Below are 25,926 nucleotides of genomic sequence, written 5' to 3' on the forward strand. Positions count from 1 at the left end.
ATGCCGACCGACAACACCATCCCGGCATCCCTCGGCCCACTGATTTCCGAAGTCGTCTCGCAGGACCCGGAAGCGTCCGAGATCCAGCGCGTCGCCAGGGCCACCGCTCTCGCCGTGGCCCTGGACCACACCGCCGCACAGCTTGTCGAGCACTTCGTCGAGAACGCGCGCCGCGAAGGAAGGTCATGGCGCGAGATCGCGGCGGTCCTGGGCGTGTCCAGGCAGGCCGCACACAGCAGATTCGCGATACGCACCACCGGCAGCCGTCCTGCCGGCCGAACCGCACACCCGGGAGACACAACATGAACCGGCCCGAAACCCGAACGGCGGACCCCGGCCTGCTGGTGCTGCACGCCCTGCGCTGCGTCGGTGCCACCGGTCCCGCCCGCCTCCGTCTGGTCACCGGTCTCGACGAGTCCGATGTCGAGTCCGAGCTGATCGATCTCGGGGTCGCCGGACTCGTCGCGCGCACCCCCGGCCCCATGTCCGGCTGGTGGCTCACGGACGCCGGCCGCGCCGCGGACGCCGAACTGATCACCGACGAGCTGGAGTCGGCCGCCGCCCGCGGGGCCGTGACGGCGGCGTACCACCGTTTCCTCGTGCTCAACCCGGAGCTGCTCGACCTCTGCCGCGCATGGCAACTCCGCACTGTAGAAGGCGTCGTGAGCGCCAATGACCACAGCGACGCCGCCTACGACGCCAGGGTCCTCGACCGGTTCGCCGACCTGGACCGCCGTGCCGGCACGGTCTGCGCGGAACTGTCCGCGGCACTGCCCCGGTTCGGTATCTACCGCGTCCGCCTCACCGGGGCCCTCGAACGGGCCGGCTCCGGAGCGCTGGAGTACGTGACCGACAGCACCGCGTCGTACCACACCGTCTGGGCGGAGCTGCACGAAGACCTGCTCTCCACACTCGGGATACCGCGATGAGATGGATCCGTACGATCTCCGCCGAGACCGAGGAGGGCGCGGAGACGCTGGGGGGCAAGGCACGTGGCCTCGTCCTTCTGCACCGTCTCGGGCTACGCGTGCCGGACGGCTTCGTCGTCACCACCGAGGCATGCCGCGCCTTCCTGCGGGACGGACGTCTTCCCGACGGCCTCGACGCGGAGCTGACGGCGGCCGTGGCCGGCCTCGAACGCTCCACTGGGCGCGTTTTCGGCGGCTCGCGGAAGCCGCTGGCGGTATCTGTCCGGTCCGGGGCCAGAGTGTCGATGCCCGGCATGATGAACACGATCCTCAACCTCGGCCTGACCACCGGAGCCACCACGGGCCTGACCGCCGAGACGGGCGACGGGACGTTCGCACTGGACTCACGGCTCCGCTTCCTGTCGGGCTTCGCCGCCGCGGTGACGGAAGCGGACGGCGCGGGAGCCGCCCAGGGACGGGATCCCGTGCCGGTGAACGAGGGAGGGGAAGCGCGCCTCCGTGAGGCGGCGAAGGCCGTCGAGGACTTCGTACGGGAACGGTGCGGCCGGCCCGTCCCGGACGACGCGACCCGCCAGCTGGAGTGGGCGGTCGAGGCTGTGTTCTCCTCCTGGAACACACCTCGCTCACGGACCTACCGCGCGCTGAACGACATTCCGCACGACCTCGGCACAGCGGTGATCGTCCAGACGATGGTGTTCGGGAACCGCGACGAACACAGCGGCACCGGGGTCGCGTTCAGCCGCGATCCCAACACCGGCGAGAACATCCCGTACGGCGAAGTCCTCTTCGGGCACCAGGGAGAGGACGTCGTTTCCGGCAGCTCGACGACCCGGCCGCTGCGTGAACTCGGCGAGCGGGAGCCCGCCGTGTGGCGGGAGCTGCTCGACGCCCTGGGCCGGATCGAGAAACACCACCGTGACGCCTGCTACGTCGAGTTCACCTTTGACTCCGGCGAGCTGTGGTTCCTCCAGGTCCGGACCGGCCGGTTCGTCGGAGGCGCCGCCGTCCGCGTCGCCACCGAACTCGTTGACGAGCGGGTCATCGGACGCGAGGAGGCGCTGTTCAGGATCTCACCGCAGCACCTCCGGCACGTCCGTACGCCGCGCGTCGCGTCGTCCGGCGAGGCCGACATCTTCGCCCGGGGGATCGGTGCCTGCCCCGGCGCGGCGGTCGGCAGAGTGGCGACCACGGCGGACAGCGCCGTACGCATGGCCCGGGACGCCCCGGTCATCCTCGTACGCCCGGAGACCTCCCCCGCCGACCTGCACGGACTTGCCGCAGCCGCCGGAGTCGTGACCGCGCGCGGGGGGCCGGCCAGCCATGCCGCGGTGGTCGCGCGAGCCATGTCGAAGCCGGCGGTCGTGGGTGTCAGCGGTCTCACCGTCGACACCGACAACGGCACCGGCACCGACACCGGCACCGGTTCGGTGGCGGTCGCCGGTCGCACCATCGGCGAAGGCACCCTCGTCACCATCGACGGAACCAGCGGCGAAATCGCCCTCGGCCGTCTCCACATCGTCGCGAACGCGGCCGACGACCACCTTGACCGCTTGCTCGGCTGGGCCGACGACATCTCGGGCGACCACTCCGTACGCGAGGAATCCCGGCGCCTCGAAGCGGCCCGTGCCGTACTGCGTCGCCGCTGACGCGCGGTGAGCCGGAGAGCACCGCACAACTCATCGACCCCACAAGCTTGTCCTGCGAGGAGACCTGTGATGGCAACACGGCACGTGTATCTGGTGAGGCACGGAGCGGCCGACCCGTTCGGCGAACTGACCGACGTCGGACAGCGGCAGTCGGAACTGGTGGGGCGGCGCCTGGCCGCTCTTCCTGTCGACGCGGTGTGGCACTCGCCCCTCCCGAGGGCGGTGCGGTGCGCGCGGATCATCGGCGAGCACCTGCCGGGAGCCGCCGTACGGGAAGCGCCCGAGCTGATCGACCACATACCGTACGTACCGGAGGAGGCGCCGCGGGACTGGGCGCCGTTCTTCGACGGGTACGGTGCCGAGGAGGCCGCCGAGGCGGAACGCCGCTCCGACGCGCTGACCGCCAGGTTCGCGCGCCCCGCCGAGACCGAGACCCATGAGGTCCTGATCACCCATGCCTACCCGGTGGCCTGGCTGGTCCGGCACGCCCTCGACGCGCCGCGGGAACGATGGCTCGGTCTGAACTGCGGCAACACGGCGATCACGGCGATCGAGTACCGCGACGGCACAGCGCCGACGCTGCTGTCGTACAACGACATGGGCCACCTGCCGGCCGACCTGAGGTGGACGGGCTTCGCGGCGGGCACCAGGCTGTGACCCGGCCCCGCCGGTGAGGCACCGTCGCACCGGGCATGGGGAAGCGCCGCTGCCCTGGGGGCGGCGGCGCTTGGGTGGGGGTGGGGGTGGTTTGGTGGTGGGTGGGGTGGGGGCGATTAGTTGGGGGCGTCGCCGAAGTCGGGGATGGGGAGGCGTTCGCCGTTCTTCAGGGCGGATTCGTGGGCGATGATGCCGGGGAGTGTGTAGCGGGCCGCCACCCAGGCGTTCACCGGGGGGAGTGTGCCCGTGTTGACCGCGGTGACGAAGTCGTCGGCCAGGTAGTGGTGGCTTCCCTCGTGGCCGTTCGACACGTTCGCGAACTCCGCCGGCAGCCGGGTGCGGTCGTGGACCGGGGCCGAGCCGGAGGTGAAGGCGTCGCGGAGGGCGGGGGCGACATGTTCCAGGGAGGGGTCGTCGGGGGAGAGGGTGGGCTTCGGCTGGAGGTGGTCGGTGACGTCCTCGACACCGTTCTTGTCCTGCCAGAGGCTTACGGTGGCAAGCTGTTCGAGGCTGCCCTCCGTACCGAAGAAGCGGAACCGCGACTCACGGATGTGCGACGGGTAGCCGACCCTGCGGAACTCGTTCGTACGGAACGATCCGCCGCCCGCGACCTCGAACAGCGCCGTCGCGTTGGAGAAGTCGTTGTCGAACTGGCTGACGTCCTTGTCGAAGACCCCGTCCCCCCGGTCGTCCTTCACACCGATCGCCGACACACTCACCGCGTGCGTCTGCCACGCGCCCAGCACACCGCCCACCGAGTGGGTCGGGTAGAGCAGCGGCGGGTAGCTGGCGGTCGACTTCCACTGCTCGCCGCCGCTGTACTGGTACGCCTCGTAGAAGCCCAGGTCCATGTCGTGGACGTAGTCGCCCTCGGCGTGGAAGAGCCGGCCGAAGGCGCCCGCGGCGATCTGGTCGCGGGCGTACACCGTGGCCGGGTTGTACTGGCTCGTCTCGCCCATCATGTACGTCAGCCCGGTCTCCCGTACGGCCTCGATGATGGCCGCGATCTCCGCCTCCGAGATCGCCATCGGCACCGCCGAGTACACATGCTTTCCGGCGCGCAGCGCCTTCACCACCAGCGGGCCGTGTGTCCAGCGCTGGGTGAAGATGGCGACCGCGTCGATGTCAGGCGACTCGATCGCGGCCTCGAAGGACGGGAACGTGCCGGTCAGGTCGTAATCGGCGACGAGCTTCTCGGCGCGCTCGGGCAGCAGGTCGGTGGCGTAGATGTCGCCCACGCCCGGGTGGAGCGCCCAGAGCTTGGCGAACTGTCCCGCGAACTGTCCCGCTCCGACTATGGCGAGTTTGAAGGTCATTTGGGGGGTCTCATTTCCGGTTGCTTGTGAGGTGGGAGGTTGTTGTGTTGGGGGTTATTTGGACTGGCCCAGGATCAAGTTGATCTGGCTGTTCGTCTCCGTCAGGCCGCTCGCCGGCTTCCCGTTCGCGTACACGTCCTGCATCGCCGGATTCATCAGCGCCGCCACATCCGCCGCGTAGTCCGTGATCGGGAACGGGAACGTCGTCCCGTCGGCCACCGGCTTCGTGAACGCCGTCACGTCGATTCCGTCCTTCTTGTACGCCGCGATCGCCGCATCCGTACCCGACTTCGTCGCCGGGAAGACGATGCCGAACGTGCCCACCGTCTTCTGGCACTCCTCCGAACCCAGATACGCCACCCACTTCTGCGCCGCCGGTTTGTCGGCCGCGCGCTTGGTGAGGGAGTCGGCCAGGCCGTTGAGCATGGTGGCGCGCTTGCCGGAGGGGCCGATGGGGGTCAGGGCGGTGCGGGCCTCGATGCCTTTCAGGCCGTAGAACGTCTTCGTCATCCACGAGCCGTGCAGCGCGATCGCCGCCTTGCCCGCGCCGAGTTGGATGTCGGGGCCGTTGGAGCGGGAGAACTCCTTGAAGGGCGCGAGATACCCCTTCTCCGCCAGGCCGAAGTACCACTCGATCGTGGACTGGAAGGCCGGGTCGTCGTAGTTGTAGTGCGTCCCCCACGCCTTCTTGTCCGTATAGCTCCAGCCCGCCGAGCCGGCGAAGGCGCTCCACTGGGTCTGGCCGTCGGCCGATCCTGCGTCGTTGGTGGCCAGGCCGTACGTCGCGACGTTGTGTTTGTCGAAGCCGGGTTCGTCGCCGCGGCGGCCCTTGGTGTCGATGGTGAGGTGGGCGAGTGTCTTCTCGAAGGTGCCGCCGTCGTCCGGGTTCCAGGCGAGGCTGTTGAGTGTGTCGGCGGAGACGCCCGCGGCATCGGTGAGCTTCTTGTTGTAGAACATCGCGACCGTGTCCCAGTCTTTCGGAGACCCGTAGCGGTGACCGTCCTTGCCGACCCAGGAGGCGGCCAGCCCCGGCTGGTAGTCGGAGTCCTTGATGCCCTTGGTCGCGGGGAGTTCGTCCAGCGGCGCGAGCACGTTCAGGTCGGCGAACTGCGCGAACTTCGTGATGTGGTCGGTGAACACGTCCGGTTCGGTGCCCGCGATCATGCTGGCGGTGAGCTTGGTCCAGTAGTCGTCCCAGCCGATCTGGGAGATATCGACCTTGAGCCCGGGGTTCCCCTTCTCGAACTGCCGCGCGCACGCCTCGTAACCGGGCAGCTGGTTGGCGTCCCAGAGCCAGTACGAGACGGTCTTGGCCGCAGCGGCGTCGGCGACGGAGGAGTCGTTGCCGCAGCCGGCGGCCAGCAGGGACAGGGATACGGCGCCGATGGCGGCGGCGAGCTGCCGGCGGGGGCGGGAGGGGGTGGAGGGGGTGTGTCGGTGGGTGTGCGCGTCTACTGGTGCGTTCCTGGGCACAGTTACCTCTCCCTACTTGATTCCGGTGAAGCCGATGGAGTTGACGATCCGCCGCGCGAACACCCCGAAGAGCAGCAGCATCGGCAGCGCGGCCACCAGCGTCGCCGCCATCAGCCCGGCCCAGTCCGTGCCCGACTGCGGGGTCTGCGAGCGGAAGATGTTCAGCGCCACCGTCAGTACGCGGGAGCTGTCGCTGTACGACACCATCAGCGGCCAGAAGTAGTCGTTCCACGCGGTGATGTACGTGAGGATGCCGAGCGTCATCATGGGCGCGGCGGCCGTGGGCAGCAGGAGCTGGAAGAAGATACGGACCTTCCCGGCGCCGTCCAGCAGCGCCGCCTCCTCCAGCTCCCGGGGCAGGTTCATGAAGAACTGGCGGAGGAAGAAGACCGCGAACGGGGTCATGAACATCGTCGGCAGGGCGATCCCGGTCAGGGTGTCGATCAGCCCGAGTTGCTTGATCAGTACGAAGTTCGGCAGCAGGGTGAAGATGGCCGGCACCATCAGACCGGCGAGGAACAGCCCGAACACCTTGTCCCGGCCCCGCCAGCGCAGCCGCGCGAAGGCGTACGCGGCCATCGCCGAGAACATGACCTGACAGACCGTCACCATGGTCGCGACGATCGTGGAGTTGAACAGATAACGCCAGAAGTTGAGCGAGCCACCGGAACCGCCCTGGGCGAGCGCCTCCTCCGTGCTCTGGAGCCCGAAGACCCGCTCGAAGCCGCCCCAGCTGAAGTCGACGGGCAGCGGGGAGGACGGGTCGGTGGTGAGCGCGGTGTTGGAGGACAGCGCCGTGCGCACGATCCAGTAGAAGGGCAGCAGGGTGATCAGCACGATCCCGCCCATGACCGTCCAGGCGAGCATCCGGCCGGGGGAGGGCAGGGTGCGGCGGGTACGGCGCCGTACCTCCGCGGTGGTTCTCGGCGCGGGCTCGGGGGCGGGCTCGGGGGCCGGCGCGGACGGGGATGTGGGGGGCGGCGGGGTCAGTACGGACATGGCGTAGCTCCTTGCTCCTGCGTACGCGTTCGTGTACCCGTGCATGTACGGGCGCGGCTGCGGGTACGGGCGGTCACGGTCATGTCCGTACTCATCCGAGGTCGCTCTCGCCGGCCCGCGTGAGCCGGTACTGGACGATCGTGATCACACTCAGTACGGCCAGCAGCGCGACCGACATCGCGGACGCGTAGCCGAACTGGAAGCGCCCGAACGCCGAGCTGTAGATGTAGAGCTGGAGCACATTGCTCGCGTTGGCCGGGCCGCCGGGGCCGGGTGTGGCCACCGCCACCGTGTCGAAGACCTGGAACGATCCGATGACCGTCATGATCATCACGACCGCCAGCACCGGCCGCAGCAGCGGCAGCGAGATCTTCCAGAAGGTGCGCAGCTCACCGGATCCGTCGACCCGCGCCGCCTCGTACACATCGCCCGGTATGGCCTGGAGCCCGGCGAAGAGCAGCAGCGCGGTGTAGCCGACATGCCGCCATACGTTGATCAGCGCGATGCTCGGGATGACCCACTCGTTGCTGGCCAGGAAGGCGACGTGGTCGAAGCCGAGCGCGCCGAGGATCTGGTTGCCGATGCCGAGCTGGGTGTCCAGGATCCACAGCCACACCACACCCGCGACGACGTTCGAGACGAGGTACGGGGTGAGCACGATGCCGCGCAGGAACGAGGACTTCGTGAGCCGCTGCATCAGTACGGCGATGCAGAGGGCGGCGACCGTCTGGACGCCGATGTTGATGAACACGTACTCGACGGTGACGCGCAGCGAACTCCAGAAGATGGGGTCGTTGACCATGCGCCGGTAGTTGTCGAGGCCCACCCACTCGGCGGGGGTGAGGAGGTTGTAGCGGGTGAAGCTGAGATAGATGCCGCGCAGGGTGGGCCAGGCCAGGAAGACCACGAAGCCGAACATGGCGGGAGCGATGAAGAGCGCCGCCAGGAGGCCGTCGCCGCGGTCGGCGCCGGCGGGCTTGGAGCCGCCGTCGGCGTCGGCATGCTTGGAGCCGTCGGCGGGCTTTCTTTTTGTCATCACCGTTGAGGCGACAGTCATCAGAGACTCCCTTGTCCATGACTCGTCCTCGGGAGGTTTACTTTTGACCTGAAAGAATCGTCGCGTCAAGGGGTGGGGCGGAACTGGTTTACGGCCGGGGATGTGGCGGTGGTGGTGCGGTGAGGGGGTGGGCGCGCCTCGATCGTGTCCCCGCAGGGGCTGACATTATTTTTGGAGTGGAATAAAGTAAGCCCATGCTTGCAGCCAGTTGGGCGCCACTGAGCCCCGCCGAACGCGCCGTCGCGATCGAGGTACTGACCCATGGCCCGGTCTCGCGCACGGAGATCGCGCGGAAGCTGAATCTCTCCGCGGGCAGCCTCACCCGGCTCACCAAGCCCCTGATCGAGTCCGGCCTCCTGATCGAGGAGCCCGCGCCGGTCCCGGCGGCCACGGCCACCCGGCAGGGCCGCCCCTCGCAGCCGCTCGACATCGTCGCCGACTCGCGCTACTTCGCCGGGTTCAAGATCACCGCGGATACGGTGTACGGGGTGGTGACGACCCTCAGGAGCGAGGTCGTCGCCCAGCGCACCGTCCCGCTGCGGACCCGCGACCCCGAGGACGTCGCGGACCTCCTTGAGGAGCTGACCAGGGACTTCCGCGCCGAGTTCCCGCGTCTGGCCGGGATCGGCGTCGGCATCGGCGGGCAGGTGGAGCGCTTCGCGCGGGCGGTCGCGTCGCGGTTCCTGGGGTGGCAGGACGTACCGTTCGCGGAGCTGGTGGAGCGGCGCACCGGGCTGCCGGTCGTCGTCGAGAACGATGTCGCGGCCCTGGTCGAGGCCGAAGCCTGGTTCGGCGCGGGGCGCGGCCTCGACCGCTTCGCGGTGCTCACCATCGGGGCGGGGATCGGGTACGGCCTGGTCATCGGCGGCCGGCTGGTCCGCTCCGCCGACGACGGCCGGGGCATCGGGCGGCGCTGGATCGTCAACCCGTACGGGCCGCTCACGCCGGACGGAGAGCGGGGCAGCGCGGTCTCGCTGCTGACCGTGCCGAACATCCGCTACCAGGTCGCGGCCGGGACGGGCCGGGACCATACGTACGAGGAGATCCTGACCCTGGCGGCGGCGGGCGACCCGCTGGCCTCGCGGGTGATGGACGAGGCGGCGCACGCGCTGGGGACGGTGGTCGCGCAGATCGCGAACTTCGCCATGCCGGAGAAGATCCTGCTGGCGGGGGAGGGGATCGGGCTGATGGACATCGCGTCCGAGCGGGTCTGGTCCACCGTACGAGCCAACCGCGACCCGCTCGCGGAGCCGGTGGTCCTGGAGACGAAGGTCTCGGACTTCAACGACTGGGCACGGGGGGCCGCGGTGCTGGCGATCCAGATCCTGGTGCTGGGGAGACCGCGGGAGTAGGGGGCGGGGGTGTGGGGGTGTGGGGCGTGCCCTGGCGCTGGTCAGCCCAGTGCTTCGGCGGCCTTGGTGAGCGGGCCGCCCGCGTCGCCGGTGTTGAGGGTGCCGGCCGGCTCCAGCAGGAGGATGGCGGTCTCCTCGTCCGCGACGGGACAGTGCTCAACACCCCGGGGTACGACGAACAGCTCCCCCGCTTCCAGTACGACATCACCGGACCGGAGCTGAAGGGTGAGCCGCCCGCTGACGACGAGGAACAGCTCGTCGGTGTCCGGGTGGGTGTGCCAGACGAACTCGCCCTTCAGCTTGGCGAGTTTGACCTCGCAGTCGTTGACGTCGGCGATCTTCTTCTGGGACCACAACTCGCTGAACTGGGAGAGCTTGTGGGCCAGGTTGACGGGGGTGGTCGCGGGGGTGGGTGTGGGAGTGGTGTGTTCGGTGTGTTCGGCCATGTGGAGAGACTGCCCGGGCGACGGGCGGGAGTCTTGTACGTTTTTAGCGTGGGTGCGGGGGGCGTGGGGTTGTCGGGTGCGGGTTAGAGCGGCGTTGAGTGGGGTGTGCCGGTGGCGGGGGTTGTTGGGTGTGGGGCCGCCCCTCCAGCCTTTGAGTGTCGCGCTTGCGGGCCGGGAGTCAAGGGCGCTCCTAAAGTCGCGTCGGCTACGCCGATTCCGCTGCGCTCCACCCTTGACACCCGTCCCTCCAGCGCAAGTGCGGGTGCGGGAGGGGCGGCCGGGGGGGAAGGGGGGCCCAGGAGGTGGTGCCGTTCTGCCACTCGGCTCAGGGTCCGGCGGGCGGGTGGGCCCTGCGGGGCTGCGCGGCAGAGGAGTGGGGTGGTCCGACACCGGCTCGGCGGCCGACCGTCCGTTGTTTGCTGAAACTCAAGCCCCGCTGGGCGCCGTTGTGTGGGTTGTGGGGTTTCGGGGACGTGTGTGACAACAAGTGGGCCCCTGAAGGCCGTCTATGCGTCGTGGAGTGCTCCTAACGCACCTGAGGACACATGTGCCGCCCGAGAAGACCCCCAATGGGCTTCCAAACCGCCCCATATGGGGCAGATCGGCAGGAGGGTGGCCCGCAGACCCGGCCGCGCCGCAGAACCCGTCCGCCTTCCGGGCACCACAGTGCGACGGTGACCAGCGGGGCTTGAGTCTCAGCAAACAGCGGACCGTCAGCCGCTGAGCCGGTGCCGAGTCACCCCATTCCTCTGTCGCGCAGCCCCGCAGGGCCCACCCGCCTGCCAGCCCCTGAGCCGAGTGGCAGAACGGCACCACCTCTTGGGCCCCCCTCCCCCCGGCCGCCCCTCCCGCACCCGCACTTGCGCTGGAGGGACGGGTGTCAAGGGTGGAGCGCAGCGGAATCGGCGTAGCCGACGCGACGGAGGAGCGCCCTTGACTCCCGGCCCGGAAGCGCGACACTCAAAGGCTGGAGGGGCGGCCCCACGCCCGACAACCTCCGCCACCGACCCACCCCCGACAGAGTTCCGCTCTGAGCCGCACCCGACAGCGCGACGGTGACCAGCGGGGCATGAGTCGCCCAACCGGCGGCCGTCAGCCGCCGAGGCCAGCCCGGCAGCCCCAATCCCTCTGCCGCGCGCCCCGCAGGGCCCACTCCCCCGCCCGCCGCCCTCACCTTGTCGGCAAGCGTGCGCCCAGTTCTGTTGCTGCTGATTGGAGTAGGGGGACCAGGGCGATCAGGTCGGGCAGGGTGCGGCGGAAGGCGGGGGCTGCGGTGGAGAGGGCGGCGAAGACTGTGCCGTCGGGGCGTAGGACGGGGACGGCTACGGCGCGCAGGCCCGCGTGGTGTTCCTCGTCGGCGGTGGCGTAGCCGTTCTCCCGGGCCAGGCGTACCGCCTCGCGCAGGACGGCGCGGTCCGTGATGCTGTTCGGGCCGTACGGGGTGAGGTCGACGCGGGCCAGCAGGTCGGTCCGTACCTCCTCCGGCGCGAAGGCCATCAGTACCTTCCCCATCGACGTGCAGTGCAGGGGGCCGTGCCGGCCCGGTTCGCTGCGTACGCCTACCGGCAGTGGGCCGTCCACGTAGTGGACGTACAGATGGCGGGTGCCGTCCAGGACGGACAGCAGTGTCGCCTCCTCCGTCCGGTCCGTGACCCGCTGCATGACCGGCAGGGCCGTTCCGGCGAAACCGTAGGCCAGGCCCGCCTGTTGGCCGAGCTGGAAGAGGCGCAGGCCGGGGCGGTAGCGCTTGCCGCTCGGGTCGAAGTCGACGAGGCCCTCCCGGCAGAGCGAGTTGACCAGCCGGTGGGACGTGCTGACCGGTACGCCGCTCTCCCGGGCCAGCTCCGACAGTGTGATCCCGTGCGGGTGCTCGCCCACCAGGACCAGGAGGCGCATCGCCCGGCCCACGACGTCCGCCGGGACCGCCGGGACTCCGGCCGCTGCGTCGCCGGTGGTCTCCGTGTCGCTCCTGTCGTCGTTGGTCTGCACGCCGACAAATTACCTCAGTGGTTGACATCCGCTGCCCCAGATGCCAACCATGTTTCCATTGAATGGATTACTTTTCCACTCAGTGGAAAGAATGGAGCTTCCGGCATGGGGCACGGTCATCCGCTTTTCTCTATCGAGGGGCGCGTCGCCCTCGTCACCGGCTCCAGCCGGGGCATCGGCCGCGCCCTCGCCCAGGGGCTCCTGGAGGCCGGGTGCACCGTCGTGCTCAACGGCCGTGACGCCGCCGCGCTCGAACGCACCCGGCTGGAGCTGACCGAGGTCGCCGAGGCCGCCGGTGCCGGCGGCACCGTGCTCGCCGAGGCGTTCGACGTCACCGTGCCCGCCGCCGTCGTCGACGGCATCGCCCGCGTCGAGGACCGCGCCGGGCCCATCGACATCCTCGTCAACAACACCGGCGCACAGCACCGCGCGCCCCTCGCGGAGTTCGCTGACGACGACTGGTACCGGCTGCTGGACACCAACCTCACCAGCGCCTTCCTCGTCGGCCGCGAGGTCGCCCGCCGGATGATGCCGCGCGGCCACGGCAAGATCGTCAACGTCTGCTCGCTCCAGAGCGAGGTCGTGCGCCCCGGCATTGCCCCGTACGCCGCGACCAAGGGCGGGCTCAAGATGCTCACCAAGGGCATGTGCGCGGACCTCGGCCCCTCCGGCATCCAGGTCAACGCGCTCGGCCCCGGCTACTTCCGTACGGAACTGACCTCCGCGCTCGTCGCGGACGAGGAGTTCAGCTCCTGGGTACGCGGCCGTACCCCGGCCGGGCGCTGGGGCGAGGTCGAGGACCTCGTCGGCGCGCTGGTCTTCCTCTCCTCCGCCGCCTCCGACTTCGTCAACGGACAGATCCTGTACGTCGACGGCGGCATGACGTCCGTTCTGTGACCTGTTCTGTGACCTGTTCTGTGACCCGCAACCACCCACAAGACACGGAGGCTTCTCCTATGCGCGCATGCGTTGCCCACGGTGCCAAGGACCTGCGGGTCGAAGACCGCGACCCCGGTGCCCCCGGCCCCGGCGAGATCGCCGTCGCCATCTCGTACGGCGGGGTCTGCGGCTCCGACCTGCACTACTACCACCGTGGCGCGGTCGGTGACTTCCGGCTCCAGGAGCCCATGGTGCTCGGCCACGAGGTCGTCGGCCGGGTCTCCGCGCTCGGTACGGGTACGGACGCGCAGGCAGACAGCGGTACGGGTACGGGTACGGGTACGGGCGCGCTCGCCGTCGGTACGCCCGTCGCCATCCACCCCGCCACCCCCTGCGACAACTGCCGCGAGTGCGCCGAGGGCCGCCGCAACATCTGCGCCAACGCCCGCTACCTGGGCAGCGCCGCCCGTATGCCGCACGTCCAGGGCGGTTTCGCCCAGGGTGTCGTCGTCCGCGCCGACCAGGTGCGCGCCCTGCCCGAGGGGCTGACCGAGCGGCGCGCCGTACTCGCCGAGCCGCTCTCCGTCGCGCTGCACGCCGTACGCCGCGCGGGCGACGTGGCCGGCAAGCGGGTGCTGGTCACCGGCGCCGGGCCCATCGGGCTGCTGGTCGTCGCGGTGCTGCGGCACTTCGGCGCCGCCGAGATCATCGTCAGCGATCTCCTCGACGAGCCGCTCGCCCTGGCCACCCGGGTCGGCGCCACCGCGACCGTACGCGCCGACCGCCCCGAGGAGCAGGAGCGCGCGCAGGACGCCGACCTCGCGATCGAGGCGTCCGGCGCGCCGGCCGGGCTCCGTACCTGCGTGGAGCTGGTACGGCGCGGTGGCACTGTCGTCCTGCTGGGGCTGCTGCCGCCCGGGGAGATTGGCTTCCCGGGGAACGTCGTCGTCACACGCGAGATCCAGCTGCGCGGTTCCTTCCGCTTCGACGCGGACTTCGACGACGCGCTCGCCCTGCTCGCGGACGGTATCGACGTCGACCCGGTGATCACCCACACCTTCCCGCTGGCGCGGGCCACCGAGGCGTTCGAGCTGGCGGGGGACCGCTCGCGCGCGTCCAAGGTGCTGCTGGACCTGGTGGCGGTCGACGCCGCCGAGTAGGACGCGTACGCCGTGGCGGGGGTGCGGGGTGGGGTGCGGTGGGGTGTGGCGGGGTGTGGCGGGGTGTGGCGGGGTGTGGCGGGGTGTGGTGCCGGTGTGGACAAGACCGCGCAACACACCCCCTCCCCCCGTCTCCGACCCCGAGCAGCTCATGTTCGGCGGCCCCCTCCGCTACGACACGGGCTGGAGCAAGCACGAGGACGCCTACCTCCAGCTCGGCCTGCGCGCGCTGGCCACGCCGGTACGGGACGGCTGGAGCCGAAGGTCCAGCTGAATTGAGGTACCGGTTTCTGTGATCGGCGGCCGTCGGCTCCGTCTCCTGTGTGCAGAGGCGGATTCCGACAGGAGCGATTCAGTGAGTCAGACGGGTCAGAAGAGCAGCGCGAGGCACAGCGCGAAGACCGACGCGCGGACCATCAGCCGGCGCACCGCGTTGCGGGCCGCCGGTGCGATGGGTGTGGTGGGGGCTGGCACGGGCGCGCTCGGGGGCGCGGTCACCCCGGCCGCCGCCGCGCCTGTCGCGCCAGCCGCACCCGCCTTCGCGCACCCCGGACTGCTGCACACCCAGGCCGACTTCGACCGGATGGCGGCCAAGGTGAAGGCGGGCGCGGAGCCGTACCTCGCCGGGTTCAACAAGCTCGTACGCAACGGCCGCGCGCAGAGTTCCTGGCGGGCGCGCCCGCTGGAGCGGGTCGTACGCGGCGGGGAGGGCGACAACGTCGCGCAGTTCTACCTCGATGTGCACGCCGCCTACCAGAACGCGCTGCGCTGGAAGGTCACCGGCGACACCGCCCACGCGGACACCGCCCGGGACATCCTCAACACCTGGTCGGCGTCGCTCACCACCCTCGACGGGAACGCCGACCGGTTCCTGGCGGCCGGTATCCACGGCTACCAGTTCGCCAACGCCGCCGAGATCATGCGCGGTTACGAGGGTTTCGACCTCGCCCGCTTCCAGAAGATGATGCTGACCGTCTTCTACCCGATGAACGACTCCTTCCTGACACACCACAACGACGCCTTCATCACCAACTACTGGCCCAACTGGGACCTGGTGAGCATCGCCTCCGTCCTCGCCATCGGCATCCTCTGCGACGACCGCGCCAAGGTCGACCAGGCCGTCACCTACTTCAAGTCCGGCGAGGGCAACGGCTCCCTCAAGAACGCCATCTCCGTCATCCACCCCGGCGGCCTCGGCCAGTGGATCGAGGCCGGCCGCGACCAGGGGCACGCGCTGCTGGGCATCGGACTGGCCGCCACCATCTGCGAGATGGCCTGGAACCAGGGCATCGACCTGTACGGGCACGACGACAACCGCTTCCTCAAGGGCGCCGAGTACGTCGCCAAGTGGAACCTCGGCGAGTCCGTCCCGTTCAGCCCGTACACCTGGCGGAAGGGCGCGCCCGGCAAGTGGTCGGGTACGGAGACGTTCACGGCCGCGTCCGGGGCGGGCCGGGGGCAGGTCCGGCCGATCTGGGAGGGCATCCACAACCACTACGTGAAGCGCCGAGGGCTGGCCGCGCCGTACGTGACCGCCATCAACGCCCAGGTACGGCCCGAGGGCGGCGGCGGGGACTACGGCTTCGGGGGCGGCGGCTTCGACCATCTGGGCTTCGGCACACTGGCGTTCACCAGGGACGCGGCCCCGGCGGCAGCCCCGGCAGCGAGCGGGAGTACGGGTACGGGCGCGGTCTCCGGCGTCGACTCAGGATCAGGCGCAGGATCCGGCTCCGGCTCCGGCTCCGGTACGGGTACGGGCGCGGCCCCGACCCCGGCCGAGACCCCGACCCCGACCGAGTCATCCACCCCGTCATCCACCGCCTCGCCCCAAAGCGGCATCGGCGAAGACCTCGCCGCCACCGGCGCCAGCGGTATCGCGACGGCCCTCATCACCGCCGGGGCCGCCCTCACCGGCGGGTTCCTCCTGATCAGCAGGCGCCGCGCGGGCCGGGGCGCGTAACGCCGTAACGCCGTCGCCGTGCTCCCCGGCCGCCGGTCGGGGAGCACGGCGCGCCCACGGGCCGCCGCGTCATACGAACAGGAACGCCGCCGCCGAAGCCGCCCCCAGTCCCGTGCCCGCCACCGTCTGCGCGACCGTGTGGTACTTCAGCGCCACCCGTGACCAGCACACCGCCAGCGTCATCGCGTACCCGAGCAGCCACCAGGGCGAGTGCGCGGCGGCGAGCAGTGCCACGACGCCCGAGCCGACGGTCGCGTCCACCGAGATCTTCCACACGGTGTTGACGGCCAGCAGGCCGACCGTCATCGCCCACAGCCCGAGCATCGCCGCGAGGATGCCGGCCGGCGCGCCGCCGAGGACCATGATCAGGGACCCGGTGCCGATGGAGCCGAGGATGACGAGGAAGATCGGCGCCCGCTTCGTACGGTCGACGACGTGCCGGTCGCCCCAGGCGCCCCGCTTCCGCCGCCATTCGATGTAGCCGGCGGGGATCAGCCCGGCGCACAGGGCGGCGAGCAAGCCCCACGGCAGCCCGGTCCAGTCGCCCGCCGCCGCCCAGCCGACGCCGGGCATGCAGACCAGCAGGAGATTGCGCGGCTGGAAGACGTTGGTGACCGTACGGGCGGCGGTGAGACGGGGACTCACGGCCTCCGCGTCCGTATCCGCATCCGCCTCCGTATCCGCCTCTACCTTCGTGTCGACCCTGCTCACGCTGTCCTCTCCTTGCCCCCGGTCTTCAGAGTCTCCAGGGTATTCAGTACGTCCCGCACCCGGTCGTCGGTGATCGTCCGGTACGCGCTCGCCACCCGTACCAGCCAGGCCACTTCGCCGTCCTGGTCGGTGGCGTGGTTCGCCTCGATGGCCGCCGCGCCGCCCGCCGGCGCGCCGCCGTTCTTCGCGGCCAGGGCGGACTTGATCCAGTACGCGTCGGCCAGCGGCCCCTCGCCCGACGCACCCGGGCCGTCGGCCGCAGCGGCGGCGGCAGCCTCCTTGGCCGCCGGGACGAGGCCGTCCGGTACGTAGTGCCGCAGCTTCTCCACCGCGTCCGCGATGTCGGCGGCCCACCGGTCGATCCGCAGGTCCACCGGGGTGTCGAAGCGGGTGAGTTCGCGCGCCAGCGACCTCGGCGGTTCGAAGGGCTGGTCGGGGAAGGCCGTCATCAGCTCGTGCCACAGCGGGTGCAGCCGCGCCTGCGCCCGGCGCAGCTTCAGCCGGCGCCAGCCCGTACTGAAGGCGGGAAGGGAGGCGCCGAGCGCGAAGAAGGCGAAGAGGACGAGCTGAGCGGCCTCGGTGATCTGGTCGAAGCGGAGCGCGAAGTGCTCGCTCGGGGTGTCGACCACGCTGATCCACATGAAGAGCGTCCGGCTGACGGTGTAGCCGACGCCGATGAACATCGCGAACGTCATCATGCCCAGCCCCACCCGCAGATGGCGGCGGGTGGCCCCGGCGGTGGCCAGCGCCCACTGGTACGCGCAGACGGCCGACGCCGCGCCCAGGTAGAGGTAGAAGACGCTCATGTAGAGCGTGGCGCCCCACTCGCCCGCGTGATCGGAGACAAAGCGGTCCGAGGGGACGGAGCGGTCGACCACCGTGAAGAACAGCGCGGTCAGCAGGGCGAGTGTGGCGACGGCGGTCCGGGCCGCGAGACGCTGGACGCGGCGGGCGAACCGTACGTGCCGGGGGATGTCGCCGTCGGTCGGGTACTGGCCGTAGATGGCGACGATGTAGCTGAGGATGGCCAGGATCGCGATGGTCGCCGTGTAGTGCTTGATGAGGACGGCCAGGTCGGTGACGGGGCTGTTGTTGAGCCCGATCCGTACGGCGCTGGTCTTGGTCCAGAGGGCGATGGCGAATCCGGCGTAGCAGCCCCAGAGGGCGCGCCGGCGTCTGTCGTCCTCGTCGCCCCACAGGGCGGCCGGCATGCGCCAGAGGGCGACGGCGGTCATCAGGGCGGCTATGAGGTAGCCGGCGAGGTCGAGCGCGCTCACGGGTGGGGTCCTTGGGGGGTGGCGGGGTGGCGGGGTTTGGTAACGGACGTAACGGACGTACGGGCTTACGGACGTACGGCTTACGGGCGGAAGAAGCCGCCGCCGCCACCGATGCCCCGGCGGCGGCGTGCGACCGGCCGGGAGAGCGAGTTGGCCAGTCGGCCCACCATGTCATCTGTGGACATGTCCCTGACCATCTGGGGGATGAGTGACGCACCGAATTCGGCCACTCGCTCATCGTGGGTGTCGTACTGCGCGCGTGCCTGGATCGTGGTCGGCCGGTTCGCCGGGTTCGCCGGTTCTGCCGCATTCGCGGGCTGCGCCGGGTCCGTCGACAGCATCCGGCCGATCAGCGACGGGTCGAAGACGGGCAGCAGCCGCGAGAGTTGCTCCGCGTCGAGCGTCGTGCCGTGGTCGAACCACTCGTGGCACAGCTCGTGCAGGATGACGTGCTGGGTCTGGTACGCGGTCGGGCGGCGCCGGTAGAGCACGAGGCTGGTGGAGCCGGAGGCGAGGCGCAGCCCGCAGGCGGCGTTCACGCGGGCCAGCTGGTCGGGCAGTTCGTGCAGCACGATCGTCCGGCCCCGGGCCGCCTCCATGTTCGCCACGAGCCCGGCGACGCTGAACGGTGTGGGGAGGGGGAGGTCGGCCAGGCCGGCTTCGCACTCCCGCCGCAGTTCGCGCAGAGACATCGAGGACCTCTTGGTCGGTCGGGGCGGTGGCGGTCTACGGCTCGGAGCCCGTGCCGGCGCCCGTAACGGGGCCCGCGCCCGTGCCCGTACCCCCGCCGGCGCCCGTGCCCCCATCGGCACCCGTACCGCCGCCCGAGCCCTTCGCCTGGGCCTCCTCCAGCAGGGACATCGCGAAGCGCAGCAGCTCGGGCGGGAGTCCGCTCTCGTCCACCCCGCGTCCCGCCACCCCGCTGATCTCGCCGGTCCTGCGCTTCGCGAGGAACTGGAGACCGGCGACGACGTCGTCGACGACCTCGGACTCCTCCTTGAAGAAGCGCCAGTCCACGCCGAATCCCAGCCCGAGCGCCCGGAGGATCTCCTCCGAGGGGTGGGTGACCTTCCCCGCGAGGATGTTGGAGAAGTAGCTGTGGGAGAGGGCGCCGCCGCGCTCCTTGACCAGGTCGGCGAAGAACCGGCCCGAGACCTTCTGGTCCGGGAAGGTCGTCTCCACCATGTACTCGACCTTCTGCCGCAACGTCTTCAGCTGCGGCGCGTGCTCTCCGCCGTTGTCCATCCACGCCCCCACCGCGATCCGGGTCCGCCGTACTTTAACGGACCCGTCCCATGAATGTCCGGTGCAGGAATCGGTGCCGAGCTTGCGGAAACACTCTGCGTCACTGTTAACTCAAAAAAACACGGGCAAGGAGCCACGAGGGGAGTTCCTTGCCCGTGCGAAGCGCGCGCTGAAAGTGCGTCGGAGCACGCCGGAAGTGCGTCGAAAGCGCACCGGCATTCACGCGCGAGGGGCGCGAGAGGCTTGTGGGGCGCGGGAGGAAAGGGGTGTAGCCCTTCGCGACGGGGGATGCACGAAGGGCTACGAGAACCATTATGACACCTTGTCAGTGATGGCGGAAAGCCGAGAGACCCCATTGGTCGATTTTCTCGGTTGCGGATGGCTGAAAATGATCCCTCGGCATACGGTCCTGAACGGGCTTCGGAGGCGCGGTCGTTACGGGCGCTCGGCCGCGAATTGGGCCGCCCAGGCCAGCGGGGCGTTCCAGTTGACGGCCACTTCGTTCGTGGAATACGACTCGATGTCGTCGATGTAGCAGGCGGCCGGCGCGCACCCGCGCAGCCGCTCCGCCGCCACCGGGTCCTGGAGACCGGAGTTGGGGCCGCCCGCGAGCGACCCGGCCGGCGGGTTCGGGAGCGAGGCGTCCGCCTGGTGCGCCCAGAAGCGGTGGTGCTGGTTCCGGGACGCTTGGGTGCCGTAACCGCTGATGTAGGACTGGCCGAGGGCGTTGCGGCCCAGCAGGTAGTCCAGCGCCTCGATGGCGCCGGCGCGGTAGCGCGGCTGCCGGGTCAGGTCGTACGCGGTGCCCAGGACGACGGCGTTGCCCGCGACTTGGCCGTTGGAGCCCCAGTAGTACGCGGTGGACGGCAGCGGTACGGCGTACCCCTGGCCGGCCATGGTGGCGAGATGGGTGTCGGCGGCCGTGGTCACCGAGGCGCGCAGCCGGGCGGTGTCGGCGGCCGGGAGGCCGGTGGGGACGGTGGCGAGGGTGAGCCGGCCGAGGGCGGCGGTGTCGGCCCAGCCGAAGCCGAAGGCGGTGAGGGCGCCCGAGGAGGTGTGCCAGGGCGAGGCGGTGACGGCGTCGCGGTACGCGGCCTCGCCGGTCGTCGCGTACAGCTCGGCGGCGGCCCAGTAGAACTCGTCGCTGACCGTGGAATCCCCGTACGCGCCACCGCCGTTGGAGTCCGAGTCCGGGGCGATGAGGTTCGGGTTGGCGCGGGCCGCCGTCCAGGCGCGGCGCGCGGAGTCCAGGCAGCGGGCGGCGAACGCGGCGTCGTACGGCGCGTACACCCGGGCGCACTGGGCGGCCGTGGCGGCCAGGTTGAGGGTCGCGGCGGTGGAGGGGCGGTGCAGCTCGCGCACCTCGGCGTCGCGCTCGGGACGGGTGGGCAGGGCAGTCCAGTTGACGTCGTGGATCTTGTGGAACGCCGTCCCGGCCAGCGGCCGGCCCGTCGGCACCTGCATCCGCATCAGGAAGTCCAGCTCCCAGCGCGCCTCGTCGAGGAGGTCGGGCACGCCGTTGCCGCGCTCGGGGATACGGAGGGTGGAGTCGCCGACGGCCGCGTCCGTGCCCTTCGCCTTGGCGCGCTCGAACGAATTGACCAGGAGCCAGGTGGAGATGCCGCCGTTGACGACGTACTTGCCATGGTCGCCCGCGTCGTACCAGCCGCCCCGTACATCACGGCTGTAGTCGCAGACCCCGGCCTGGCAGGGCACGGACGTGTCGCCCTTGTTCGGTGCGACGCCGAGATGCCCGGCGGGCCGGGCGTAGGCGGCGCCGCCCGCGAGCGACGCCTCGATGGGGATACCGCTGCGCTGCTGGTAGAAGAACCACAGCGCGTCCGAGCGCAGGCTGTCGTACAGCCCGGCGCGGATGGCGAACGGAGGGCTGCTCAGCCCGCCGACGACCAGGGTGAAGCCGCTCCCGGTCCCGGGGTACGCGCTGAAGTCGGCCTGGTGCGTGGACTGCGCGGAGGCGGCGTCGGCGCCCCGGACGGTGGTGAACCCGCTCGCGACGACGGCGCCGGCCGCGGTGCGCAGCTGCCAGAGGAGGGGGGCGGTGGCGGTGCTGACGGCGGTGGCGCGCTTGGGGCCGTCGGGGAGATAGCCGAGCTGGTTGACCCGTACGGCGGTGGCCGCGGCGGCGGTTGGGGCGGCCGACGCGATGGGGGCTGTCTGGGCCGCTGACGCGGGGGTGGTCAGGCCGCCGGTGGCGAGGAGTGCGGAGGCGAGTACGGAGACGAGCGCGGGCATGACGAATGCGGGCATGTGGGGTGCCTTCCGTCGTGGTCTCTGAGAGTCTCCAGGATGGTGGCTCGATGGGAGCGCTCCCATGTCGGTGGTGCGCCGTGAGAATGGCACGCGGTCGTCAGGTGGTCAATGAACGCGGCAGCGGAAAGCGGCGGGTGGTGACTGATCGGTCACCACCCGCCGCTTTCCGCTGCGTGCTTTCGCTGCCTACTTCGTCGTCTACTTCTTCACCATGCGGAACGTCGTGTCCGCCTGGTAGAGGTTCGAGTTCTGGTAGGAGTCCAGCCAGAGCTGGAAGTTGCGGTGCCGGATGAAGCGGCCCCGGTGGTTGTACGACTCCAGCTTCATCGGCTCGTCCTCGCCGACGGTCTGGTTGCTGTCGTTCTTGCTGCTGTTGTTGTTGCCGCCCCAGTTGCCGTTCCAGAAGTCGTCCCAGCCGCTGTTGTTCCCGCCGCCGTACGTGGCCGGACGGGGGCAGAAGGTGGCGTCCTGCTTGAACGTCGTGGAGCCGTCGTTGGTGCTCGCCCGCAGCCGGAAGTTGGCGTGCCGCAGGTAGCGTCCGCCGCCGAGGGAGAAGGAGTAGCAGTCCGAGTCCGCGAGGCCGTCGATGACCGTGTACGTGGCCTCACCGCGGTTGACGACGTCGAGGAAGGCGAAGTCGTCGCGGATGTGCCAGTAGCGGTCCGGGTAGTTGATGGACTGCATCGCGCGCTGGCGGGAGGCGGCCGGCGGCGGGGCGGAGTCGCCACCGCCGGAACCGGAGCCGCCGCCGGAACCCGAGCCCGAGCCCTTGTCCGTTCCGCTGCCGGTCTCCGAACCCTTGTCGGTTCCGGAGCCGGAGTCGGAACCGGAGCCCGAATCGGAATCGTCGTCGTCGTCCTTCGTGCCCTTGCCGTCGCTCTTGTCGCTCTCCTTGCCCTTGCCGGCCGGGGAGCCGCCCGCCGCCGTGCCCGCGGACCCGGTCTGCGTGCTGCCCCCGCCGTCGACCTGCGAGAGTTCGGAGTCGCCGGCCGCGCCGGTCGGGGTGTCGCTGACATCGCCCGGCTCGGTGTCCGTGCCCTGGGCCGGGAAGGCCCGAAGGCCCCCGGGCTGGGGCAGCGAACCGTCCGACAGGGGGTTGGCCGCCTGGTGGGCGTTGCGGTCCCCCGGTGCGGCGAAGAAGGCCAGGCCGATCCCGACCGCGAGGGTCGCGACACCGGCCAGCACCGTGTTCCGTACATGGCTCAGCTTGCTGGGCGTGGGCTCCGGCTGGTCCTCCCAGCGGGCGGGGTCCGGGTCCGGGCCGGAGCCATGACCGGCTCCGCCGCCCGAGACGCCGGCGCCGAAGACGGAACCGGAACCGAATCCGGAACCCGAGCCAAATCCGGCACCGGAGCCGAATCCGGCCCCCGAACCGAACGCGGCACCCTGTCGCGTACCGAACGCGGACACCGGACCGGAGCCCGAGCCGGGTATGGGACCGGAGTCGGGTATGGGACCGGGGGCGACCCAGCCGCCGGTGGCCGGCACCGGGCCCTGGACTCCGCCCGGGGGCGGAGTCGTCGGGACCGGGGCCTGGGCGTGGGCCTGGGCCGGGAGGGCGCCCGGAAGCGGACCCGCGGTCACGGCCGGAATCACGGTCGTGGCCGCGTCCGGGTACGCGCCCTCGGCCGCGTACCCGTCCTGGACGTGTTGTCCGTCCTGAACGTGTCCGTCCGGTACGTTCCCGTCCGGTACGTGTCCGCCCTGGACAGGGCCGTGCGGCCCCTGGGGCGGTGCGGCGTCGTCCATGGCCGCGAAGAGGAGCAGGTCCGACGGGTCGGGGCTGCGCCGGTGGGCACCGGAAGGCTGCGCGGGCAGCGCGAGTTCCTTCCTGGTGGGGGGACGATGCGCGGGCGCCGGAAGGTTGTCCGCCGGCGCGTCCGCTTGTTCGTGCTCCGTGGGCCGAGTGGGGTCGGCACCGCTCATCTCAGGCATGCGCAGTTTGCCTCCAGCGTCGCCAAACGGCGTACGCGGATCCGTGATCGGGATCGCGATTGTGACGGTCTTGAGCACAAGAGGAAGGTGGTGGTCGCGTGGGATCGGGGCGCGGAACAGCCCAACTGGGGCCGGGGCGCCGAGCGTTGCGACTAATGAAAGGGTAGTGGATTAAGTGGCCCTCTCGTGAAGGTTTCAACGGTGGATCGTTGAAAAGCGATCAAATTTAATGTGGCGTCATCCATCCAATCCAGGACAAACGCGTCGAACGTCTATGCTGATCACCGACGTTGGGAGGCTCACGTGACGGATCGCACGACCGGGACGGCGACGGAATCGGCCACCGGGACCAAGAGCACCGGGAGCACCAGCAGGGCCAGGAGCGCCAGCAGCTCCAGGAGCACCAGGAAGCCGTTTCTGTACGTCGTCGTCTGCGCGGCGGGGAACGCCGGCGATGTCGGGACCCTGATCGACGCCGCGCACGCCGACGGCCGGGACGTCGGCGTCGTCGCCACCCCGCACGCGCTCGGCTTCATCGACCGCGCCGCCGTCGAGGCCACCACCGGCTATCCCGTCCGCTCGGCCTGGCGGCTCCCCGGCGAACCCCGGCCGCTGCCGCCGCCGGACGCGATCGCGGTCGCCCCGGCGACGTTCAACACCATCAACAAATGGGCGGCCGGCATCTCCGACACGCTCGCCCTGGGCATCGTCTGCGAGGCGTACGGACTCGGCGTGCCCATCGCCGTACTGCCGTACGTGAACGGGGCGCAGGCGGCCCATCCCGCGTACGCACTGAGTCTGGAGCGGCTGCACGCGATGGCGGTGCGCGTCGGCTCACACGTACCGCACGCGGCCGGGACGAACGGCGCGGGGAGCGGCTTCCGTTGGGAAGAGGCGCTGGAGCTGCTGCCGCCGAAGCTGCTCTGACCCACCTCAACTGCTCCGATCCGTCCCCGCCCGAACTCCGTCCCGAACCCCGTTGAACCGAACCGCCCGGCCGTACGTATGGAACGGGGGCTCACTCTTCTCCCGTGGGCCCGGCGCTGGTGACGTCGAGTCGGTACGGCATTGGGGGCCACGGATGAGGCACGCACGACGCACCTTCCGACGGATCGCGCGACTCGCGGCCGTCGGCGGGCTGATCTGCGGCGGCCTGATGGTCTCCAACGCGGTCGCGGGCGAGGCGGACGGCCGTACCCCGAACGGGATCGCGGACGGCGGCGGCGCGAACGGCGGCGATCAGACCGCCTCCGCCCAGCTGGGCACGGGCCTGGTCTCGCGGCTCGGCAACGAACGTACCGCCGGCACCTGGATCGCGGACGACGGCCGCGCGGTCGTCGCCGTGACCGACGAGGACACGGCGGAAGAGGTACGGCAGGCGGGCGCGCGGGCCAAGGTGATGCGCTTCAGCATGAGCGACTTACGAGCGGCCACCGAGGCGTTGGGCGAGGCACCCCGGGTGCCCGGTACCGCCTGGTCGGTGGATTACGCGACCAACCAGGTGGTGGTACGCGCCGACGAGTCCGTCTCGTCCGCCGACTGGGACCGGCTCTCCGTACTCGCGGACACCCTGGGCGGTGTCGTCCGTATGGAGCGCATGGAGGGTTCCTTCTCCACACGGACCAACGGCGCCTCCCCGATCTTCAACGGCGTCGGGCGCTGTTCGGCCGGCTTCAACGTGACCAAGGGCCAGGAGAACTTCATCCTGACCGCCGGGCACTGCGGGCCCGTCGGCACCAACTGGTTCGAGGACGAGCAGCGCACCGGCCCGGTCGGCACGACGATCGAACGCAGCTTCCCGGGCGACGACTACTCGCTCGTACGGTACGGATCCGGGGACGGCGCGCGCGTCGAGGGCTCCGACTCCGGCCTGGTGAACATCGGGGACGGACAGGCGGTACGGATCACGGGCCTCGCCGATCCGGTCGTCGGCCAGCAGGTCTTCCGCAGCGGCAGTACGACCGGGCTGCGCACCGGGCGGGTGACCGCGCTCAACGCGACGGTGAACTACCGCGAGGGCCCGGTCACCGGCCTGATCCAGACGACCGTCTGCGCCGAACCGGGCGACAGCGGCGGCCCGTTGATCTCGCAGGGCATCGCGCTGGGGATCACCTCGGGCGGTACGGGCGACTGTACGGCCGGCGGTGTCACGTTCTTCCAGCCGCTGACCACGGCGATGCGGGCCCTCGGGGTGAACCTCATCGTGGACAGCGGCGGCAACGGTGACGGCGGCAACGCCAATGGCGCCAACGGCGGCGCGGGCGACGGCTCCGCCGCGAACACCCCGGCCTCCAGCCCGGCCGCCCCTCCGGCCGCCTCGGGGATCTCCCCGGGCGGCGCCGGGGGCGGGGGTGGCCTGAACATCGGGGGCGGAGTGGGTGTCGGCGGTGGCGTGGGGGAGACGACCACGATCGCCGGATTCATCGACTTCCGGGCTCTCGCGCCGGGCCTGATCATCATCGGCGGCAGCCTGCTGCTGCTGATGACGGCGCACTGGATCCTGTCGGACCGCGTGGGCCGCAACCGCTACCGGAACCAGTACTCGCAGAGCTGGGGCTGATCGGGCCCGCGCCCGGAGGTATGGCTTCCGTCACAGCGGCCCGCGCCCACGCCTGATCAACTCA

The 25,926-nt window shown here is 70.6% G+C and carries 23 protein-coding genes; 11 read left to right on the plus strand and 12 right to left on the minus strand.

Features of this window, described 5'->3' with window-relative positions; genetic code table 11:
• The 4 genes from DVK44_RS17350 to DVK44_RS17365 all read left to right on the plus strand — a co-directional run bounded on the left by DVK44_RS17350 (position 1) and on the right by DVK44_RS17365 (position 3,232).
• Complete coding sequence (locus tag DVK44_RS17350; RefSeq protein ID WP_114660479.1) at positions 1-306, plus strand: AsnC family protein; 306 nt, start codon at positions 1-3, stop codon at positions 304-306.
• Entirely contained in the window at positions 303-929 is a 627-nt protein-coding gene (locus DVK44_RS17355) for a transcriptional regulator (RefSeq protein ID WP_114660480.1), read from the plus strand. The genes DVK44_RS17350 and DVK44_RS17355 overlap by 4 nt, the downstream gene beginning before the upstream one ends.
• A complete protein-coding gene (locus DVK44_RS17360; protein ID WP_114660481.1) occupies positions 926-2,575 on the plus strand; it encodes a pyruvate, phosphate dikinase in 1,650 nt (549 codons plus the stop codon). The genes DVK44_RS17355 and DVK44_RS17360 overlap by 4 nt, the downstream gene beginning before the upstream one ends.
• 69 nt (positions 2,576-2,644) lie before the next feature.
• Positions 2,645-3,232, plus strand: coding sequence for a histidine phosphatase family protein (locus DVK44_RS17365; RefSeq protein WP_114660482.1), 588 nt, complete (start codon positions 2,645-2,647; stop codon positions 3,230-3,232).
• A gap of 116 nt (positions 3,233-3,348) precedes the next feature.
• On the opposite strand, the gene DVK44_RS17370 is transcribed toward DVK44_RS17365, so the two are convergent.
• The 4 genes from DVK44_RS17370 to DVK44_RS17385 all read right to left on the minus strand — a co-directional run bounded on the left by DVK44_RS17370 (position 3,349) and on the right by DVK44_RS17385 (position 8,077).
• Positions 3,349-4,548, minus strand: a complete 1,200-nt coding sequence (locus DVK44_RS17370) for a Gfo/Idh/MocA family protein (protein WP_114660483.1) — start codon at positions 4,546-4,548, stop codon at positions 3,349-3,351.
• A 54-nt stretch (positions 4,549-4,602) separates the two neighbouring features.
• Positions 4,603-5,934 (minus strand): ABC transporter substrate-binding protein, encoded by a 1,332-nt coding sequence (locus DVK44_RS17375; protein ID WP_114665212.1) that lies wholly within the window; start codon positions 5,932-5,934, stop codon positions 4,603-4,605.
• A 99-nt stretch (positions 5,935-6,033) separates the two neighbouring features.
• Positions 6,034-7,020 (minus strand): carbohydrate ABC transporter permease, encoded by a 987-nt coding sequence (locus tag DVK44_RS17380; RefSeq protein ID WP_114660484.1) that lies wholly within the window; start codon positions 7,018-7,020, stop codon positions 6,034-6,036.
• A gap of 91 nt (positions 7,021-7,111) precedes the next feature.
• A complete protein-coding gene (locus DVK44_RS17385; RefSeq protein ID WP_114660485.1) occupies positions 7,112-8,077 on the minus strand; it encodes a carbohydrate ABC transporter permease in 966 nt (321 codons plus the stop codon).
• Between the two features lie 194 nt (positions 8,078-8,271).
• Between DVK44_RS17385 and DVK44_RS17390 the strand changes: the two genes are divergently transcribed.
• Complete coding sequence (locus DVK44_RS17390) at positions 8,272-9,429, plus strand: ROK family transcriptional regulator (protein ID WP_114660486.1); 1,158 nt, start codon at positions 8,272-8,274, stop codon at positions 9,427-9,429.
• Between the two features lie 41 nt (positions 9,430-9,470).
• Here the strand turns inward: DVK44_RS17390 and DVK44_RS17395 are convergent, their stop codons facing one another.
• Together DVK44_RS17395 and DVK44_RS17400 are read right to left on the minus strand one after the other, a co-directional pair.
• Positions 9,471-9,875, minus strand: coding sequence for a cupin domain-containing protein (locus DVK44_RS17395; protein WP_114660487.1), 405 nt, complete (start codon positions 9,873-9,875; stop codon positions 9,471-9,473).
• Positions 9,876-11,045: 1,170 nt separating this feature from the next.
• Positions 11,046-11,864 (minus strand): IclR family transcriptional regulator, encoded by an 819-nt coding sequence (locus DVK44_RS17400; protein ID WP_228447213.1) that lies wholly within the window; start codon positions 11,862-11,864, stop codon positions 11,046-11,048.
• Between the two features lie 105 nt (positions 11,865-11,969).
• Here DVK44_RS17400 and DVK44_RS17405 point away from each other — a divergent pair, with 105 nt between their 5' ends.
• The 4 genes from DVK44_RS17405 to DVK44_RS17420 all read left to right on the plus strand — a co-directional run bounded on the left by DVK44_RS17405 (position 11,970) and on the right by DVK44_RS17420 (position 15,863).
• Entirely contained in the window at positions 11,970-12,761 is a 792-nt protein-coding gene (locus DVK44_RS17405; protein ID WP_114660488.1) for an SDR family oxidoreductase, read from the plus strand.
• A gap of 59 nt (positions 12,762-12,820) precedes the next feature.
• Positions 12,821-13,903: an L-idonate 5-dehydrogenase gene (locus DVK44_RS17410; RefSeq protein ID WP_114660489.1), complete on the plus strand. Its 1,083-nt coding sequence runs from the start codon at positions 12,821-12,823 to the stop codon at positions 13,901-13,903.
• A gap of 94 nt (positions 13,904-13,997) precedes the next feature.
• The gene (locus tag DVK44_RS17415) at positions 13,998-14,177 is read left to right on the plus strand and encodes a hypothetical protein (RefSeq protein WP_162793580.1); all 180 of its coding nucleotides are present in this window, start codon (positions 13,998-14,000) and stop codon (positions 14,175-14,177) included.
• Between the two features lie 177 nt (positions 14,178-14,354).
• The gene (locus DVK44_RS17420) at positions 14,355-15,863 is read left to right on the plus strand and encodes an alginate lyase family protein (protein WP_114665214.1); all 1,509 of its coding nucleotides are present in this window, start codon (positions 14,355-14,357) and stop codon (positions 15,861-15,863) included.
• 69 nt (positions 15,864-15,932) lie between these two features.
• On the opposite strand, the gene DVK44_RS17425 is transcribed toward DVK44_RS17420, so the two are convergent.
• The 6 genes from DVK44_RS17425 to DVK44_RS36425 form a co-directional block, all read right to left on the minus strand.
• Entirely contained in the window at positions 15,933-16,508 is a 576-nt protein-coding gene (locus DVK44_RS17425) for a phosphatase PAP2 family protein (protein ID WP_114665215.1), read from the minus strand.
• 62 nt (positions 16,509-16,570) lie between these two features.
• Positions 16,571-17,851, minus strand: coding sequence for an MAB_1171c family putative transporter (locus tag DVK44_RS17430; protein WP_114660491.1), 1,281 nt, complete (start codon positions 17,849-17,851; stop codon positions 16,571-16,573).
• Positions 17,852-17,931: 80 nt separating this feature from the next.
• A complete protein-coding gene (locus DVK44_RS17435) occupies positions 17,932-18,543 on the minus strand; it encodes a toxin (RefSeq protein WP_114660492.1) in 612 nt (203 codons plus the stop codon).
• A gap of 34 nt (positions 18,544-18,577) precedes the next feature.
• Positions 18,578-19,096, minus strand: a complete 519-nt coding sequence (locus DVK44_RS17440) for a hypothetical protein (protein WP_228447214.1) — start codon at positions 19,094-19,096, stop codon at positions 18,578-18,580.
• Between the two features lie 435 nt (positions 19,097-19,531).
• On the minus strand, positions 19,532-21,364 hold the full coding sequence (locus DVK44_RS17445) for a glycoside hydrolase family 9 protein (RefSeq protein ID WP_181957476.1): 1,833 nt from the start codon (positions 21,362-21,364) through the stop codon (positions 19,532-19,534).
• A gap of 201 nt (positions 21,365-21,565) precedes the next feature.
• Positions 21,566-23,302, minus strand: coding sequence for an AbfB domain-containing protein (locus tag DVK44_RS36425; RefSeq protein WP_162793895.1), 1,737 nt, complete (start codon positions 23,300-23,302; stop codon positions 21,566-21,568).
• Positions 23,303-23,719: 417 nt separating this feature from the next.
• On the opposite strand from DVK44_RS36425, the gene DVK44_RS17465 reads away from it, so the two are divergent.
• Both DVK44_RS17465 and DVK44_RS17470 read left to right on the plus strand, forming a co-directional pair.
• A complete protein-coding gene (locus tag DVK44_RS17465; protein WP_228447631.1) occupies positions 23,720-24,229 on the plus strand; it encodes a flavoprotein in 510 nt (169 codons plus the stop codon).
• Between the two features lie 154 nt (positions 24,230-24,383).
• Complete coding sequence (locus DVK44_RS17470) at positions 24,384-25,862, plus strand: S1 family peptidase (RefSeq protein ID WP_114660495.1); 1,479 nt, start codon at positions 24,384-24,386, stop codon at positions 25,860-25,862.
• The last annotated feature ends 64 nt before the right edge of the window (positions 25,863-25,926 follow it).

It is taken from the genome of Streptomyces paludis (assembly GCF_003344965.1).
GTDB classification, from domain to species: Bacteria; Actinomycetota; Actinomycetes; order Streptomycetales; family Streptomycetaceae; genus Streptomyces; species Streptomyces paludis.